This window comes from Actinoalloteichus sp. GBA129-24 (assembly GCF_001941645.1).
GTDB classification, from domain to species: Bacteria; Actinomycetota; Actinomycetes; order Mycobacteriales; family Pseudonocardiaceae; genus Actinoalloteichus_A; species Actinoalloteichus_A fjordicus.
Genome location: NZ_CP016077.1, coordinates 4,061,247 through 4,078,874, shown reverse-complemented (window position 1 = coordinate 4,078,874; position 17,628 = coordinate 4,061,247). Strand labels below are relative to the sequence as shown.

At 67.5% G+C, this 17,628-nt stretch carries 10 protein-coding genes and 1 pseudogene; 9 read left to right on the top strand and 2 right to left on the bottom strand.

Features of this window, described 5'->3' with window-relative positions:
• Nucleotides 1-1,406: 1,406 nt before the first annotated feature.
• The 5 genes and pseudogenes from UA75_RS17830 to UA75_RS17810 all read left to right on the top strand — a co-directional run bounded on the left by UA75_RS17830 (nt 1,407) and on the right by UA75_RS17810 (nt 9,300).
• Complete coding sequence (locus UA75_RS17830) at nt 1,407-4,175, top strand: ATP-binding protein (RefSeq protein ID WP_075741205.1); 2,769 nt, start codon at nt 1,407-1,409, stop codon at nt 4,173-4,175.
• A 781-nt stretch (nt 4,176-4,956) separates the two neighbouring features.
• The gene (gene ccrA / locus UA75_RS17825; RefSeq protein WP_075741204.1) at nt 4,957-6,306 is read left to right on the top strand and encodes a crotonyl-CoA carboxylase/reductase; all 1,350 of its coding nucleotides are present in this window, start codon (nt 4,957-4,959) and stop codon (nt 6,304-6,306) included.
• 226 nt (nt 6,307-6,532) lie between these two features.
• Complete coding sequence (locus tag UA75_RS17820) at nt 6,533-6,979, top strand: sugar 3,4-ketoisomerase (RefSeq protein ID WP_075741203.1); 447 nt, start codon at nt 6,533-6,535, stop codon at nt 6,977-6,979.
• Nucleotides 6,976-8,073: pseudogene (locus tag UA75_RS17815) on the top strand (DegT/DnrJ/EryC1/StrS family aminotransferase); the annotation flags it as partial. The gene UA75_RS17820 and the pseudogene UA75_RS17815, both read left to right, overlap by 4 nt.
• Nucleotides 8,074-8,250: 177 nt before the next feature.
• A complete protein-coding gene (locus tag UA75_RS17810) occupies nt 8,251-9,300 on the top strand; it encodes a class I SAM-dependent methyltransferase (protein WP_075743927.1) in 1,050 nt (349 codons plus the stop codon).
• 45 nt (nt 9,301-9,345) lie between these two features.
• Here the strand turns inward: UA75_RS17810 and UA75_RS17805 are convergent, their stop codons facing one another.
• Nucleotides 9,346-10,056, bottom strand: a complete 711-nt coding sequence (locus UA75_RS17805) for a class I SAM-dependent DNA methyltransferase (protein ID WP_075741201.1) — start codon at nt 10,054-10,056, stop codon at nt 9,346-9,348.
• Between the two features lie 200 nt (nt 10,057-10,256).
• Nucleotides 10,257-11,027, bottom strand: coding sequence for an FkbM family methyltransferase (locus UA75_RS17800; protein WP_075741200.1), 771 nt, complete (start codon nt 11,025-11,027; stop codon nt 10,257-10,259).
• 217 nt (nt 11,028-11,244) lie between these two features.
• On the opposite strand from UA75_RS17800, the gene UA75_RS17795 reads away from it, so the two are divergent.
• From UA75_RS17795 to UA75_RS17780, 4 genes are all read left to right on the top strand, one after another.
• Nucleotides 11,245-12,084 (top strand): NAD-dependent epimerase/dehydratase family protein, encoded by an 840-nt coding sequence (locus tag UA75_RS17795; RefSeq protein ID WP_075741199.1) that lies wholly within the window; start codon nt 11,245-11,247, stop codon nt 12,082-12,084.
• Nucleotides 12,035-13,306 carry a macrolide family glycosyltransferase gene (locus UA75_RS17790; RefSeq protein WP_083683284.1) on the top strand — a complete coding sequence of 424 codons (1,272 nt, stop codon included), beginning with the start codon at nt 12,035-12,037 and terminating at the stop codon, nt 13,304-13,306. Before UA75_RS17795 ends, UA75_RS17790 begins: the two co-directional genes overlap by 50 nt.
• 491 nt (nt 13,307-13,797) lie before the next feature.
• Complete coding sequence (locus tag UA75_RS17785; protein WP_232237299.1) at nt 13,798-16,044, top strand: ATP-binding domain-containing protein; 2,247 nt, start codon at nt 13,798-13,800, stop codon at nt 16,042-16,044.
• Nucleotides 16,045-16,261: 217 nt separating this feature from the next.
• Nucleotides 16,262-17,530, top strand: coding sequence for an activator-dependent family glycosyltransferase (locus tag UA75_RS17780; RefSeq protein WP_075741197.1), 1,269 nt, complete (start codon nt 16,262-16,264; stop codon nt 17,528-17,530).
• Nucleotides 17,531-17,628: the final 98 nt, after the last annotated feature.

The following is a 17,628-nucleotide window of genomic DNA, read 5'->3' as shown; positions in this document are numbered from 1 at the left end:
CGCGACCGGGGCGGGCCAGGCCCGCCCCGGCGTGGTCGATCCTGCGTCGGCGCGGCGTCGGGCGGCAGACTGGTCGACACCGTCCGATGCCCGGTGGACCAGACAAAGGGGATCTTTCGCCGGGACGGCTGCGTCAATGATCGCGATGTCCTTTCCGTATCACGAAGTGATGTCACTCTCGGTATCTCGGATTTGCGATAAGCGGGCCGAATGGTGGCTCTCGGTGACAGTATGTCGAAGACTGTCTTGACAACGACCGTACTTCTCGGGCGCAGTCATTCGCGAGATTGCGGCGGTCCGGCGGTCCGTCGGCCGTCACGCCTTGTCGATCGATCAGCTGGACCCGTGACGGCACGTGACTACTTGCTCCCGCTCGGCGATCCGTGTCATAATCGAGACTGTGCTGAAACCTTACGGTCCGAGTCGAACCAGATCGGTGGTAAACGGTTGATCGGGCTTCAGTGAGGGTCGGGCTGGCTCGACTCTGCGGCTGAAGAAGTTGCGCCGGGGGGCTGTGTAAGGGTGATTGCGGGCGCGGATGTCGGGACAGGACGCTGGCGGGAAGACGTCGCCGTCACCGCTTTCTTCGAATGTCATCTGCACGTGCAGGAATCAGCTGTCCATCGCTGTCCGGGCTCTTCTTGTCCGGCGCCGAATGCGGGCACGCCAGCCGGATTCCGCTCGGTGTGGCGGTGGCACGGGCGCTGCGGCTCGGCCGTCCCCGGCCCGGCGTCGCGCGGTACTGCGGGTCATGGCGCAGTGATGTCTCGCCGGTCCCGACGGCGCCGTATCGACCTCCTGCGCGCGCGTCGAGGATCGCCTGCTTCGGTACGGCCGATCCACGTCTGGGCCCCGGGGCGTGATCATCGAGTTCGTCGCACGGTGTGTCGGGCAGGCGGCAGTGCGGCCGCCGCGGCGAGACCTGGGCCGACTCCCGGCTGTTCTCCCGGCGAGTCGGTCGGCGGCGGGCGCGTGGGGCGAAAGCCCTGACCCTGCTGCGGCAACGGTGCTGTTCGACGGATTCGGGCGGGCGGCTGCGGCCGAACGAATTCGGCGATCGCCCGATTCGTCGCGGTGAATTCAGGGCCAAGGTCGACGCCATAAATTCGAAGTCGGCAGGCGCCGATCATTCTCGGCTATTTTGTCGACGCCAATTCATCGGCGGGATGCCTGGAATGAACGCACGCTGATGCTGTAATCCTCGGCAGGTCGCCTTGTCTGGTTGATTCTATTGCCTTGACTGGTCGTCGTTCGTCCGGTTAGCCTGATGTTTGATCATCAGGGATGGCTGATGGCTGAACGCTTCTAGTCGTGATGTCAATCGAATGATGATGAGTCGACGCGGGCGAATCGACGAGGAGAGACTGCTGCCCGTAGCGGATTCTGAGGTCGTCTGGGGAGTTTCCATGGATACGCAGTGCTGCACGGAGTTTCAGGACCAGTTCGAGGCGCTGCGGTCACAGTATGCCGCAGTCACAAGCGGCTTCGGCCGGGTCATGATGCTGGACGGGCCGATCGGCAGCGGCAATGTGAAGCTGCTGCGAGATTTCTGTGATCACGCTGCGGCCGAGGGCGCGCTCGTCCTCGCGGCGAAGTGCTCACGGGCGGAGCAGGCGCTGCCGTTCGGAGTGGTGAGCCAGCTCTTCCACAACGACGCACTGCCCGCGGGGGTGGCGGCGGAGGCCAACGAGCTCCTCGGCCCGCACATGCTCGATGTGGACGCCGCCGTGTCGGATCCCGCGCAGGGGCCGGTCATCGTCCAGCAGTTCCATGCCCGCCTCGTGCACAACCTGGTGACCCTGCTGCTCGGGCTGGCGCAGAGCAGACCGCTGGTCATCGAGATCGACGACCTCCAGTACGCCGACCGGCCCTCGCTGGGCGCCGTGTCGTACCTGCAGCGGCGGCTGCGCTCGACCAGGACGATGCTGGTACTGAGCGGATGGACCTCGCCGCGCCCGGCCCATCCGCTCTTCGACGCCGAGCTGTTCCGCCAGTCCTACTCCCACCGCATCCGGCTGGACACCCTCGACCTGGCACAGATCGCCGACGTCGCCCGCACGGTGCTCGGCTCCTGCCCGGCGGGCTTCGCCGAGTCCTGTCTAGCGGTCACCGGCGGAAGCTCACTGCTCGTCGACAGTCTTCTCGCAGACACCCTCGCCACGACGCACGCCGGACAGGGCCTCGACCCCGCGCGGCCCGGTCCGACGGCTCCCGTGGCCGGGCACACCTTCAGCCGCTCGGTGGTCACCTGCCTCCACTCCGGGGAACCCGCCCTTGCCGAGATCGCCTCCGGAATCGCCGTCCTGGGACCGCTCTCGTCGGCGCGACGGCTCGTCGAGCTGTCGAACCTCGGCATCCAGGCCGTGGACGAGGCGCTCACCGCCCTGGTGGACTCCGGCCTCGTCGCGGGAGCCCGGTTCAGGGCGTCGGTGCTGCGCGACATCGTCATCGAGAGCACAGCGCCCCGACGGCGGATGGAGCTGAACCTGCGCGCCGCGCGGCTGCTCAACCAGGAGGGCGCCGAGACGGACGTCGTCGCCGGGCACCTGCTCGCGGCAGGCGACATCGTGCCGGACGAGCCGTGGGCGATCGACGTCTTCTCCGACTCCGCAGAGCAGGCCCTGCTCAATGATCAGGTGCACCACGCGATCGAATGCCTGACGGTGGCCCGTGCAGTCTGCGGTGATCGGCGTCGGCGTGCGTCGATCACCGGTCGTCTCATCCACCTGGTCTGGCGGGTCAACCCCTCCGCCGCAGCCCAGCACCTCGCCTCGTCCTATCACGGCGGCGAGATCGGGCACCTCCTCGACAACGACGTGACGACGCTGGTCGGCTATCTGATCTGGCACGGTCGGTTCGACGAGGTGACCGAGCTGCTGGAACTGGTCGACGAACACGCCCCCCAGCTCGCCGCGCAGATCACGGCGGAGCTGAGCATCGGCTGTCCGTGGCTGCTGACCGCGCGGCCGGACCGGGTCGAGGTCCTGCCCACGTCGGGGCGGTTCCTCGACGATCAGCCCATCACCCGCGCGATCACGGCGCTGACGGCGGTGCTCAAGAACAGCGACGACGACGCCGCGGCGCAGACCGCCCAACAGGTGATCCAGGGTTGCAGGCTCGATCACACCACCGTCACGCCCGTCGCGATCTCCCTGGCCGCGCTGGTCATCGGCGACCGGCTGGAGGAGGCGTCCCGCTGGTGCACGGTCCTGTGGCGTGAGGCGGGCGAGCAGAGCGCGTCGACCTGGCAGGCACAGCTCGAGGTCACAACGGCCCTGATCTCCCTGCGCCGGGGCGACCTGGCCGACGTCGAACGCCAGGCGCAGACCGCGATGGCGCGGATGTCGCCGCAGAGCTGGGGCATGTTGATCGGGGCTCCGCTGAGTCTGCGACTGCTCGCCACGACCACGGCCGGGCGCTACCACCAGGCCGAGGAACTGCTGTGTCAGGCCGTGCCGCAGTCGATGTTCGACACGACGTGGGGCCTGTTGTACCTGTATGCCCGGGGCTCCTACCATCTGGCGACCGGCCACGTGTACACCGCGATCGACGATCTCCTCGAATGCGGGGAGAAGCTCATCCGATGGCGGCTGGACTTCCCCGCCCTCATCCCGTGGCGCAGTGCCGCAGCGCAGGCCAATCTCGCCCTCGGCAGGCGCGATCACGCCAGACAGCTCGCCGAAGAGCAGTTGCGGCTCGTCGGGCCGGGACCGTCCCGGATCCGGGGGATCTCGCTGCGCACCCTCGCGAGTGTGAGCGACCTCGTCCGGCGTCCCAGCCTGCTCCGGAGCAGCAGCGAGATGCTGCAACGGTGTGGGGACAAGCTGGAGCTGGCACACACGCACAACGAACTCAGCCGGACCTACCGGGCACTCGGCGACGTCGACAAGGCCGAGACCTTCGCCAGGCGGGCAGGCGAGCTGTTCGATCTGTGCGGCGTCCGGCGGGCGGTGCGGGAGACCAGCCTGCCGCAGCCGGTGCCGGGTGAGGAGTTCAGCTCGTTGAGCAACGCCGAGCGCCGGGTCGCCAGTCTCGCCGCCCAGGGCCACACCAACCGCGAGATCAGTCAGCAGCTCTTCATCACGGTCAGCACGGTCGAACAGCACCTGACACGCGTCTACCGCAAGTTGAACGTCCACCGACGGGCACACCTGCCCGCCGAGCTGGTGTGCTGACGTGCCGGATTCCGCCTGAGCGGTGTACCCGACGCGAGAGGCGGGGCCACGCAGCGGGCCCGATCGCGGAGCGCTGATCGGCGGCGGGCGTCTGCACCGCGATCGTCGGGAACCGTGGGGGAGACGCCGCAGCGGCGGTGGGGCCTTGCCGCTCGCGTCGACCGCGCGGATCGCCGTTCTCTCATCGCGTCGTCGTAGGAGAAGCGGTCCGTGGTCTACGGCCTCCGCCGCAGACTTCTTCTCGAAGAATCGTGGCGGATGTCGCCCTCGTGAGCAGGCTGTGATCTTCGGTGTCGCGAAGTCGACAATCGAATCTCCCGAAAGCAGACGTGATCAGCCGGTATTCGGACGGATGCGGTGATCACGATGGCGCGGCAGGGTTCGAATCCGTCGTGCGATCACGGCATTCGATTCGGTGCCGCCAGTCGGCCCGGTGCCGAGCTGGAATTCGAACGCGAGTCAGCCTGGTCGCCCGGATCTCGGCCGGTCCGGGGGGCTGCGTGCGTCCAGGCGGTGGCACCGCACCATCAATCCTTCGCGGGGGCGAGCCATTGTCGCGGGTCAACCGGTCGGGCGGCGATTGCGACGAACCGCGACCGGTGTGATCGGGAACCTGGCGGGATCGTTCTTCGCGGCGGCGGCGGCGCAGTCCGCGCCCGCAGTTGTGGACCGACCCCTGAAGTCGCGTTCGAGACAAGTGGACAGACTAGGGGTACCTACTCGGAATTCTCGTCGATAGAGTGCGGCGACGGCGAGATGTCCGGACCGAAGGCGGCGGAAAATGATTGACATTCTTGATGCTGTCCTGTCTGAAGACGGGACAGGCGCCGATGTGTCCGCGCTGCCCGTGCCGGAAAGCTATCGGGGCGCCGTCCTGCTGGCGGAGGAGACGACCATGTTCGAGGGTGTCGCCTCCGCGGACAAGGATCCCGGGAAGTCGCTGCACGTGATGGACGTGCCGACTCCCGAGCCGGGACCGGGCGAGGCGCTGATCGCCGTCATGGCCAGCGCCGTCAACTACAACACGGTGTGGAGCGCGATCTTCGAGCCGCTGCCGACGTTCTCCTTCCTGAAACGTTACGGCCGCGCGAGCGCCTCCGCAGCCCGCCACGATCTGCCATACCACGTCCTCGGCTCCGACCTCTCCGGCGTCGTGCTGCGGACCGGCGACGGCGTCACCGCCTGGAAGCCGGGTGACCGGGTCGTCGCGCACTGCCTGTCGGTCGATCTCCAGTCGCCCCGAGGGCACGACGACACGATGCTCGACCCGGAACAACGGATCTGGGGGTTCGAGACGAACTTCGGCGGGCTCGCCGAGCTGGCGCTGGTGAATGCCAACCAGCTCATGCCCAAGCCCGCGCATCTGACGTGGGAGGAGTCGGCAGGCTCAGGACTGGTCAACTCGACCGCCTACCGGCAACTGGTCTCCCGTAACGGAGCCAGGATGAAGCAGGGCGACACCGTCCTGATCTGGGGTGCGGCAGGCGGACTCGGTTCGTACGCCACCCAGCTCGTCCGCAACGGCGGGGCCGTCCCGATCTGCGTCGTCTCCGACGAGCACAAGGCCGAACTGGTGCGGTCGTCGGGGGCAGAGCTGGTCATCGACCGGTCTGCGGAGAACTACCGGTTCTGGAAGGACGAACACGAGCCCGATCCGCGCGAATGGGCCCGCTTCGGCCGGAAGATCCGCGAGCTGACCGGCGGGGAGGACCCCGACATCGTCTTCGAGCATCCGGGCCGGGAGACCTTCGGCGCGAGCGTCTTCGTCGCGGCCCGGGGCGGCACCATCGTGACGTGCGCGTCCACCTCCGGATACCAGCACGTGTTCGACAACCGCTATCTGTGGATGTCGCTCAAGCGGATCATCGGCACCCACTTCGCGAATTATCGCGAGGCATGGGAGGCGAACCGGCTGATCTGCCGGGGCATGATCCATCCGACGCTGTCGATCAGCTATCCGCTCGACGAGGTCGGCGACGCCACGCGCAGTGTCCATCTCAACCAGCACACCGGAAAGGTCGGCATCCGCTGCCTTGCACCGCGCGAGGGCCTCGGCGTGTCCGATCCTGAGATGCGGGCCCGGCATCTCCCGGCGATCAACAGATTCCGTCCCGCGACGACCGAGGAGTAGTCGACCGGGTCCGACCGACCGAATTACCAGTCGACCGCCGTGCTCTTCCGTGCGGCGATCTACCGTGAACTCGTCGGTACGTGCCGGGACCGGCGGAATTTCGCCGCCAGTCCGGTGATCGGGGTTCGATCAAGGGGCTGTCCGGGCCGAATTAAGGGGTTCTCGTCGAGCCCCGGTCGTCCATAAGATCAGAATATCATCGGAAGGCTACGGGGGAGTCCACAAGATGGATGCGAAGTCTGATCATGCCGTCTCCGTAGGCAGAGTGAAGCCCTGCCATATCGTGGAACTCCCCGAGTTCGTCGATCCACGCGGCAGCCTCTCCGTCGTCGAGGCGGGCAAGGACGTGGACTTCGAGATCAGACGCGTCTACTACCTCTATGACCTGCCGACCACCGCCATTCGCGGCGCACACGGTCATCACCACCTGGAACAGCTCATCATCGCGGTTCACGGGCATTTCGAAGTCGCCGTGGACGACGGATTCCGAAGGCGTCGGTTCAGCCTGACCTCGCCCCGACAGGGCCTCTACATCGGTCCGGTGATCTGGCGAAACCTCATCAACTTCTCGTCCGGGGCGGTCGGGCTGGTGCTGGCCTCCAACCACTATGACGAGTCCGACTACTTCCGGGAGTATGCGGACTTCTTGACAGCAGCCAGGGAATACGCATGACGGTACCGTTCCTCGATCCGGGCGCGGCCTATGTCGAACTCCAGGACGACATCGATGCCGCCGTGCATCGAGTGCTGGCCTCCGGCCGATATCTGCTCGGGCCTGAGATCGAGGCGTTCGAGTCCGAGTACGCCGCCTACTGTGGAGCCCGGCACTGCGTGGCCGTCGGCAGCGGATGCGATGCGTTGGAACTGGCCCTGCGCGCCATGGACGTCGGGCAGGGGCACGAGGTCCTCGTGCCCGCGCACACCTTCATCGCCACCTGGCTCGCCGTCTCCGCGACCGGCGCCGTGCCGGTGGCCGTCGAACCCGACGAGCGCACCTACAACCTCGACCCCGATCGCCTCGAAGACGCGATCACGCCGAGGACGAGGGCGATCATCCCGGTGCACCTGTACGGGCAGCCTGCGGACATGGACGCCGTTCTGGCCGTTGCCCGGCGACACGACCTGCACGTCCTGGAAGACGCGGCGCAGGCCCACGGCGCGCGGCACCGGGGCGTGCGGGTCGGATCGGGTTCCACGGCGACGGCGTTCAGCTTCTATCCCGGCAAGAACCTCGGTGCGATGGGCGACGGCGGCGCGGTGATCACCGGAGACGACGCGGTGGCCGATCGCCTGCGGCTGCTGCGCAACTACGGCTCCACCGTGAAGTACCGCCACGAGATCAAGGGCACCAACTCGCGGCTGGACGAGGTCCAGGCCGCCGTGCTCCGGGTGAAGCTGACGCATCTCGACGCCTGGAACTCCCGGCGTGCCGACGTCGCGCAGCGCTATCTGACCGAGTGCGGTGATCTGCCCGGGGTGACCATGCCCTACGTCATGCCGTGGGCCGACCCGGTCTGGCACCTCTTCGTCGTGCGCAGTGCGCGTCGGGATCGGCTTGCGCAGCAGCTCGACGCCGCCGGGATCGGGACGCTCATCCACTATCCGACGCCCGTGCACCTGTCGCCCGCCTATGCCGGACCACGGTGGCCCGCAGGCACGTTCCCGCGTGCCGAGCGGCTTTCCGACCAGGTGTTGAGCCTCCCGATCGGGCCGCATCTGTCCGAAGAGGACGTCACCACCGTCATCGCCGCTCTCCGTGCCGCGGCCGGTGAGCAGACCGACGATGCCCGTCTGCACCGGGGCCTGGCCGAGGACAGGGACGTTCGTCCGCCCGCCGACGCCGGAGGTGTGGGCGAGCGTCCGTCTGCACCGGCCTGACCGCGAAAGGGGTGCGACAGACGGGTGATCATCAACGCCAACCGCGAACGGCAGAGGAGCGTCAGGATGCCCACCACCGACGAGGTGGATCGAAGCAGGGTCGCGTATCGAGCGGATCTTCACCTCGGCACCAGGAGGTTCTTCCACCCGCGTAGCACGGCGTGCCCGTGGTGCGGCTCCGCCGACCTGCGGCTGCGCCTGCGAACCACCGACCTCCTCCAGCACAAGCCGGGGCGGTTCACGCTCGACGAGTGCGGCGGCTGCGGGCACGTCTTCCAGAATCCCCGTCTCACCGCGGAGGGCCTGGAGTTCTACTACCGGGACTTCTACGACGGGCTCGCCGCCGAACAGATGGACCGCCAGCTGGAGAAGGAGGCAGGCTCACACCGTGCTCGCGCCGAGGTGGTCCTGCCCCATGCCGATCCGAAGTCCTGGCTGGACGTCGGAACCTCGCACGGGCACTTCTGCTCTGCGGCGGCCCAGCTGTTCCCCGACACCGAGTTCGACGGACTCGACCTGGGTGCAGGCGTGGAGCTCGGCAGGCAGCAGGGACGGATCAAGCGCGCTTACCAGGGACAGTTCGTCGACCTCGCCGACGAGTTGACGGACCGCTACGACGTGGTCAGCATGTTCCACTACCTGGAGCACAGCGCGGAGCCCAAGCCGGAACTGCGTGCGGCGCAGCGTGTCCTGCGATCCGGCGGCCACCTGCTGATCGACGTGCCCGATCCGGAGTGTCGGTTCGCCCGACTGCTCGGGCGCTGGTGGATCGGGTGGACCCAGCCGCAACACCTGCACTTCATCCCGCTGGCGAACCTGCGTGCGGAGCTGGGTCGGTCCGGCTTCGACGTCGTCGCGGTGCAACGCGCCGAGGCCCACCTGCCGTACGACCTCGCGGCGGCGACCTGGCTGTTCGTCAACCATCTGGCGCCGAGACAGGATCGGCCGTGGCTGTTCGATCGGCCCGGCCTCGGTCGCCGGGCGGGCAGGCTCGCGGCGCTGATCGCGGGGGCCCCGCTGATGCTCGCAGGGATGCTCCTCGATCGTGTCGCCCAGCCCGTGGCGGACCGGCTGCGCCTCACCAACTCGTATCGGGTGCTCGCCGTACGGCGGTGAGTCGCCCGGGAACCGCCACTGCCACCGGCGGGCCGAGCGACGTCCTCAGCCGACGCCGACGAAGAGCCCTCGTCCGGACGGCCCGCCCGGCAGGTACTCCACGGCCAGTCCCGCCCGCTCGAAGGCCTGCTCGTACTCCTGCCTGGTGAACAGCGTGATGACATGGGAGGCGGCGAAGTGCTCGGCGCCGGATTCGGCGTCCGCGACGATGAAATGCACCTGCATGTGTGTCGCACCGCCCTCGCGCACCGAATGCGAGACCCGCGCGATGGTTCTGCCGCCGCTCGTCACCACGTCTCCTGCGACGTAACCGGAGAGGAACGTCTCGGGAAACCACCAGGGTTCGATGACCAGGACACCGCCGGGAGTCAGGTGACCGGCCAGACTGCGCATCGTCTCGTCGAGTTCGGCCGTGGATCGAAGGTATCCGACCGAGCTGAACATGCTGGTGATCGCGTCGAAGCCACGGCCGAGATCGACCTTGCGCATGTCGCCTTGGTGAAGTCGTACGCCCGGCAGCTTGGTACGGGCGTAAGCGAGCATGTCCGCCGAGAGATCCATGCCCTCGACGTCGTCGAACAGTGCGGCGAAGCGTTGGAGATGAGACGCGGTTCCGCAGGCGACGTCGAGCAGTGAGGTCGCATCCGGCGCGCGCTTTCGAATCTCCCGCGCGATATCGGCGGCCTCGGCCGCATAGTCCTTGCCCCGAGCCTCGTAGAAGGCGTCGTAGACGGCGGCGAGATCGGCTTCGTACACGAGAGGACTCCTTGGAGTGCTGGGGTGGTCGCCACTGCGTCCGGAGTCGTCGATATCCGGACTCCCGCCGAACGGACGTCGCCGGGTGGAGATTGCGGCGGGCATTGCTGTGAGACGCTGCCGCGAGGCATTGTCGAGACCAGGTCGGACGGAACTGCGGAGATCTCCGCAGGGCGTGCGCGGTTCCGGCGCGCGGGACCTCAGGCCCGAACGGCGTACACCATGTGATTCTTCGATCCCGACAGGCCGTCCGCGGCCTCGTCGACGACTGAGAAGCCCTTCTCCTGCAACAGCGTGCAGAACGCCGAGAGGCGCCCGTGGAAGTCCTCGACCTCGGCGACCACCTGGCGGATCCTCGGCCAGTCTGCGTCGTCGATGCCGCGCAGCACGTCCAGCTCCGCGCCCTCGACGTCGATCTTGAGCAGGTCGACCTGACGAGTGCTCCCGTGCCTGCGGAGCACCGTCGACAGCCGCGCGATCGGGACCGTGATCTCGCTGCCCGTGTAGATTCGACTAGCGGCCTCGGCACCCATGAGGCCGGTCATCAAATGCCGACTGAGCTCCTTGTCCGCTGGGTATCTGGTCGAATTGCTGGGGAGCGACGGATAATAGGTGAAACTTACCTCTCCGTCCGTGTCGCCCAGTCCGATCGGAAAGGAGGACACCGATTCGAGGGCCTGTAGTTCGATGTTCCGGGTCAAGGCCTCGAAGATCTCCGGAATCGGCTCGAAGGCCAGGATCTCGGCGCGCGGGAACTCCTGTTTCATGAAGAGCGCGAAGATTCCGATGTTCGCGCCTGCGTCGATGATGAGGGCGTCGGCAGGCAGGGTGACCTGATTCTTCAGATACGAGCGGTTCTCGAAGATCTCTGAGTAGATGTACATCGCCTCATGAGGCCCGTACTCCGGGTGCTGGGACGGCGTATAACTGCCGAGATCCTCGGTGAACTGCACGAAATGAAGTTCGGTCATGCTCGATTCCTCCTGGTCGACGCGCCACCCGCTGCGAAGTGGGGCGAGCTGATAGCTCGCGACAGCGATAGGTTATCCCGGCATCGCCATGGCAGGCAAGAAACTAGGGGTCGATCGGTAGGGGTTGCTCGCGGATTATTGGCTCCGGTAGCGTCCGACCGGGGTCGGCGTTCTCAAATGATCGAATCAAGGGCGCTGTGGTCGCGAAGGGGAATTGATGGAGGTCATCGGGAACGGGTTCATTGCGCGACATCTACGCACCTACTTTTTTGATCACCATCCGGACACGACCATTATTGCGGCAGGCGTGTCCCGCACCACGGCGAACAGCGTTGCGGAGTTCGCTCGGGAACTGACTCTCGTCGAGGAGGTCACTCGACGCTGTCGGGCCGAGAACCGGACGGTGGTCTTCCTGTCCACAGCAGCCTCCGGTCTGTACGGCAGCGAGGGCGGACCGCACGCCGAGGACGACCCGATCTCGCCGATCTCGCCCTACGGACGACACAAGTTCGACCTCGAGTCGATGATCGCGGTCTCCGGAGCGAACTGGCTGACCCTGCGGCTCAGCTCCCTGGTCGGTGACGGGCAGCCCCCGCATCAGCTGGTGCCCTCCCTGACGGCGCAGATCACCTCGGGCGTGGTGACCGTGTACCAGGGCAGTCATCGTGATCTGCTCGACGTGAGCCACCTGATGGAGATCCTGGACCGCCTGCTGGCCGCGAAGGTGTGCCGCACCGTGGTCAACGTCGCCTCCGGGACTCCGCAGCCGGTCGACCGCATCGTCGCCGGCATCGAGGCGCGGCTGAACAGATCCGCGCGCTGGGACTTCGTGACCGGGTCCGCAGGCGGAGCAGCCGTGTCGATCGCCCGGCTGCGCGAGCTGGTTCCCGAGGTCGCCACCTACGGCTTCGGCCCTGGATACCTCGAACGGCTGATTCATCGGTACGTTGCGCCGATCGCGGACGAGGCCTCGCGCACACCTGCCCGGTTGCGAGCGGAGGAGCACCATGACGGAACGACGATCCGAACCGGATTCGACGACGGCTCCAGGGCATGACCGCAGGCACATCGCCTGCATGCTCTATCCGGCGCACGGGCACACCATGCCTGCGGTGGAGGTCGTGGCCGAACTGGTGCGCAGGGGGAATCGGGTCACCTGTTTCGTCGGAGACCTCGGCGCCGACGACATCGCGGCGACCGGGGCCGAGATCGTGCGCTACGACGTCCCGTTGAGCGTGGAGCCGCCGTTGGTCGACCCGACCGTCGACGAGATCGCCGAGGCGAGCCTGCGGCTCGTGGTCGAGACATCGGCGGCGTGTGACGTGGTCGCTGCCCGCTTGTCCGATGACGTCCCCGACGTCCTGCTGTGCGACATCATCTTCTACCTGCCCGGCGGCGTCCTGGCGCAGAAGTGGGACCGGCCCGTGGCGAGGCTGCTGCCCGTCTTCGCCTCCAATGAGCACTTCTCGCTCCAGGAGCGGCTGTCCGTCGGCGTCGATCAGATCGACTTCGCTCATCCGGCGATGCAGGAGGTCGACACCCGGCTCGCGGAGTTCCGCGCCTCGCACGGTCTGACCACCGACGATCAGACGGGCTTCTTCCCCGGCGACACCGAACTGAGCCTGGTGTTCATCCCTCGGGAGTTCCAGTTCCAGGGCGAGACATTCGGTGCTGACCACGCCTTCGTCGGTCCCTGTCGCCCACGGACGAGCCTGCTTCCCCAGGAGTCGCGGTGGAGTCCGCCCGGCGACGGCCTACCCGTCGTGCTGATCTCGCTGGGCACGGTGGACAACGATCGTCCCGATTTCTTCCGCGTCTGTGCTACCGCGTTCGAAGACCTGCCGTGGCATGTCGTGATGACCATCGGGGACAAGGTCGGCGAGGCGGCGGTCGGACCGTTGCCGCCGAACGTCGAGGTGCACCCGTGGATCCCGCAGGCCGAGGTCCTGGCCCATGCGGCGGTGTTCGTCTGTCCCGGCGGTATGGGGTCGATCATGGGATCGCTTTCCTTCGGCGTCCCGCTGGTCGTCGTGCCCCGGCATCCGGAGCAGTACGCCAACGCCGAGCGAGTCGCCGAACTAGGACTCGGCCGCCTCCTGCCCTCGGACGACGTGACCGGGGAGACCCTGCGGACGGCGGTCCTGGCGGTGTCGGACAGCGCGTCGGTGCGGGATCGACTGCGAGACATGCAGGCTGACATCGAGCGGGCCGGGGGCGCCCGCCTGGCGGCCGACCACGTCGAGGAGCTGCTCCGCGCCCGGGGCGCTCGGCCGGTCTGAGGCCGCCGACGTCGGCGGTCCCGAGGTGGGCGATGCGGACGTCGACGAGGGCGTCTCGGTGCGGGCGGTCCTGTCGGCAGAGTGGTGCGGCGGCTGCGGGCGATGACGCGCGATGACCGCCGTCGCCCGCGACGTCACGGTGAGGCAGAGAAGTCCTGCCGTGGTGAAGGGAGTCGGTGTCCTGCGGTGCGGCGGCGTGTGGGAGGCGATCTCGAGGAGGACCGACAGAGCGATCCCGTGCGGGATGACGGAGTCCGGACGTTCCGGCCGGGGGAGGCACGAGGGCTCAGCGGAAGGAGGAAGGACGATCTCCGATTCCGGCCGACGTCGGCCGCTGAGGAATCGACGGATGGACGCTTCGGGAGACAGGAACCGACGGTCGCACAGACCCACGCAGACGCCATGGTCGAGAGCGCAGAGATCCACTGCGGTATAGTGCCGGATGAAGAGGCACAAAAATCCTATAATGATCCTAGTGGATGTGAGGCAAGTTGTCAACCTTCGAGTTCGCGGCCGAGCTGGCGGCGGAACGCGAGTACGTCGCGTCCCTCTACGAGAAGCTCGACGAGGAGAGGCGAAAGGCGGAGCAGGAGCTTGAACGGAACCTGCGTGACAGCACCGCGACCAGCCCGCAGGCGCGCTGGCAGCAGCAGGCCTCGGTGGACCACCTCACGACCCGGATCCACGCGCTGAAGGTCGCGGACTCCGGCCTGTGCTTCGGTCGGATCGACGACACCGACGGCGAGACCACCTACATCGGCCGGATCGGGCTGTTCGACGAAGAGGACGACTACGAGCCGCTGGTGATCGACTGGCGGGCGCCTGCCAGCAGGCCGTTCTACTGTGCCACCGTCGCGAAGCCCGAGGGTCTGGTGCGGCGCCGTCACTTCCGCTCGCGCGGGCACGAGATCGTCGACTTTCACGACGACGTGCTCGACCTCGACGTCGCCGAGGGCGGGGGAGACGCCGACAGCGCGCTCCTCGCGGCGCTCAACGCCCCGCGCGAAGGGCAGATGCGCGATATCGTCGCCACGATCCAGTCCGAACAGGACGAGATCATCCGCCTCGGCCACGGCGGGGTCGTGGTGATCCAGGGCGGCCCCGGCACCGGGAAGACCGCCGTGGCCCTGCACCGCGTCGCGCACCTGCTCTACAACCACCGGGACCGGCTCGCCAGGCGAGGCGTGCTGGTGGTCGGCCCGAACGAGGGCTTCCTCGACTACGTCGGCAACGTCCTGCCGTCGCTCGGCGAGACCAGCGTCGTGTTCGCCACGACGGGAATGCTGATGCCGGGTGTCGTGGCCACCAGGGAGGAAGGCCCGGACGCCAAGCGCGTCAAGGGATCTCTGGCCATGGTCGACGTGCTGAAGGCCGCCGTCGCCGATCGTCAGGAGCTGCCGGACGCGCCGATCTCGATCGACCTGGACCACGTCGACGACCTCAAGGTCGACGCCAAGCTGGCCGAGCGGGCCCGGCAGTACACCCGCGACACCGGCCTGCTGCACAACGACGCGCGCGAGGTCTTCCACCAGCACCTCGTCGAGGGCTTGGTGACGCGGGCGGTGAATCAGATCGGCAAGGGATGGCTGGACAAGCGTGACACCGTGCTGCGGGCCGAGCTCGCCGCCGACACCGCCGCCGCGCTGAAGGGCAGTGACGACGTCGTCCGGGCCGTGAATCGGTTGTGGCCGTTCCTGACGCCGCAACGACTGCTCGCCGACCTGTTCAGCGACCGTGGGCGTATCGAGGCGGCCGCGTCGGCACTGTCCGATGCGGACAGAATGAGCCTGTACCGCGAGGCGGGCGACGCCTGGACGGTCTCCGACGCCCCACTGCTCGACGAGGCGGTGGAGTTCCTCGGCGTCGACCACAGCGCGGAGAAGCGGGCCGAGCGGGAGCGGCTGGAGCACGTCCAATACACCAAGGGCGTGCTCCAGGTGCTGGACACCGACGAGGACCTCGACGGCGAGACGCTGCGGGCAGTCGACGTCGTGGACGCCGAGACTCTCGCCGACCGGAACCAGGAGCGCGACGGTCGCGACATCGCCACGCGGGCGTCGAGCGACCGCGAGTGGACCTATGGGCACGTCGTGGTCGACGAGGCGCAAGAACTGTCCGAGATGGACTGGCGAGTCCTCATGCGTCGCTGCCCGACCAAGTCGATGACGATCGTCGGTGACCTGTCGCAGCGGCAGTCCACGGCGGGCGCGCGTACCTGGGGCGCGATGCTCGACGAGTACGTGCCGCAGCGGTGGATCTTCCGGGAGCTGACGATCAACTACCGGACGCCCTCGGAGATCATGGAGGTGGCGAGCAAGGTCCTCGCCGAACTGGACCCGTCTCTTGCGACCCCGGAGTCGATTCGCAGCAACGGCATCCGGCCGCAGGCCCGCGAGACGAGTTCTGCCGAACTGGCTGCTGCCGTGGCCGAGGCGATCCGCACGGCTCCGGAGGAGGGCGCGGCGGTGGTGATCGTGCCGGAGGGCCTGACCCTCGAACTCGGGAAGTTCGGAGTCGACGCGGCCGTCATCACTCCGCAGGCGTCCAAGGGGCTGGAGTTCGACCTGGTCGTGGTCGTCGAGCCGCACCAGATCCTGGCCAACCCGCTGCACGGCGCGGCGGAACTCTATGTCGCGCTCACCAGGGCCACCCAGAAACTGATCGTGGTCCACTCCGCGCCCCTGCCCGCCGTCCTCGAAGGCCTGGAGGTCGCTGCGGCCGGTGCTCCCCTGAGCTGATCGGTCGGCGGCCGGTGGGGGACGGCGGCCCCCGTCTCTCACCGGCCCACGGCGATGGACGGGTATGCATCGGCCGGCAGGCGCCCCTTGAGACGTCATGGCGGGGAAATCGATCCGCATGACGAAGTCGATTTCTCGTGGAGTTCCGTTACCCTCAACCGGAGACCACGAACAGCCTGACCGTGACGTCGATTGATTTCCGGCCTGGGGAGGATTCATGCGCGTCCTGTTCACCACGTTCTCGGCGAGAACTCACCTGTATCCGATGGTTCCGTTGGCATGGGCTTTTCGGGTGGCAGGCCACGAGGTCGTGGTCGCCAGTCAGCCGATACTGACCGACGTGATCACCGAGGCGGGGCTGCCCGCCGTGTCGGTCGGCGCCGACTTCAGCACAGCCGAGATCGTTGCGAACGCCGACGACGACATCGCGAAGCCTGTCGAGATCTTCGGCCTCGAACCCGAGTCGCTCGACTGGGAGGAGCTCACCAGGGGCTACCGGTCGTTCCTCAAGGCCGGGGTCATCCCCTTCAACGACTCGATGGTGGACGATCTGGTCGATTTTGCCGTCGACTGGCGTCCTGACCTGGTCATCTGGGAGCCGATCACGTTCGCGGGCGCGGTGGCGGCGCGGGTGACCGGCGCGGCACACGCGCGGCTGCTCTGGGGTCAGGACGTCTGGACGCGCACTCGCGAGCACTTCGTCGCGCTGCGGGACGGGCGCCCAGCCGGGGAGCAGACCGACCTGCAGGCCGAGTGGCTGACCGATGTTCTCCAGCGCCACGGCGCGACCTTTCACGAGGACGTGGTGAACGGGCAGTGGACGATCGACCCGATGCCCGCCGCCACGAGGCTCGCCGCCGCGACGCCGTCGGTGCCTATGCAATACGTTCCTTATAACGGCCGATCGCCTATTCCGAATTGGCTGCGGGAACCGTCGACGCGGCCACGTATCTGTGTCACGATCGGTATCAGTCAACGCGAATACGAACACGTGCCGGGCCCCGGGCAACAGGACATCGGCATGATTCTCGACGCGATCGCGGACCTCGATGCCGAGGTGGTCGTCACCCTCACCGAGCGGCAGCAGGCGGCGTTGGCGGACTCGTTACGCCATCCGAACGTGCGAGCCGTCGAGTTCGTGCCGCTCCATGCCCTGCTGCCCACCTGTGCGGCGGTGGTCCACCATGGCGGGGCGGGAACCTACTCGACCGCGCTGGCCGCAGGAGTGCCGCAGCTCATCATCCCGAACATGTTCGACACGGTGCTCAAGGCACGGCAGCTGACGGACCTCGGTGCAGGCCTGCACATCCACTCGGCAGATCTCACCGGTGCCGAGGTCAGGGCCGGTCTGGTACGGATGCTGACGGAGCCCTCCTTCCAGGAGAGCGCCGCCCGGCTGCGACAGGAGAGCCTGGCGGACCCGACGCCCGGCGAGCTGGTCCCGATCCTGGAGAGCATGACGATGAAGTACCGCACCGAGGGCTGAACCCGACCGAGCCGGCCGTGGTGCCTGGGGATCGCTCTCCAGCGTTTCGGCAGCCCTGCCCTCGGCCGGCTCGTCAGGGCTCGACCGCGAGTTCTCCC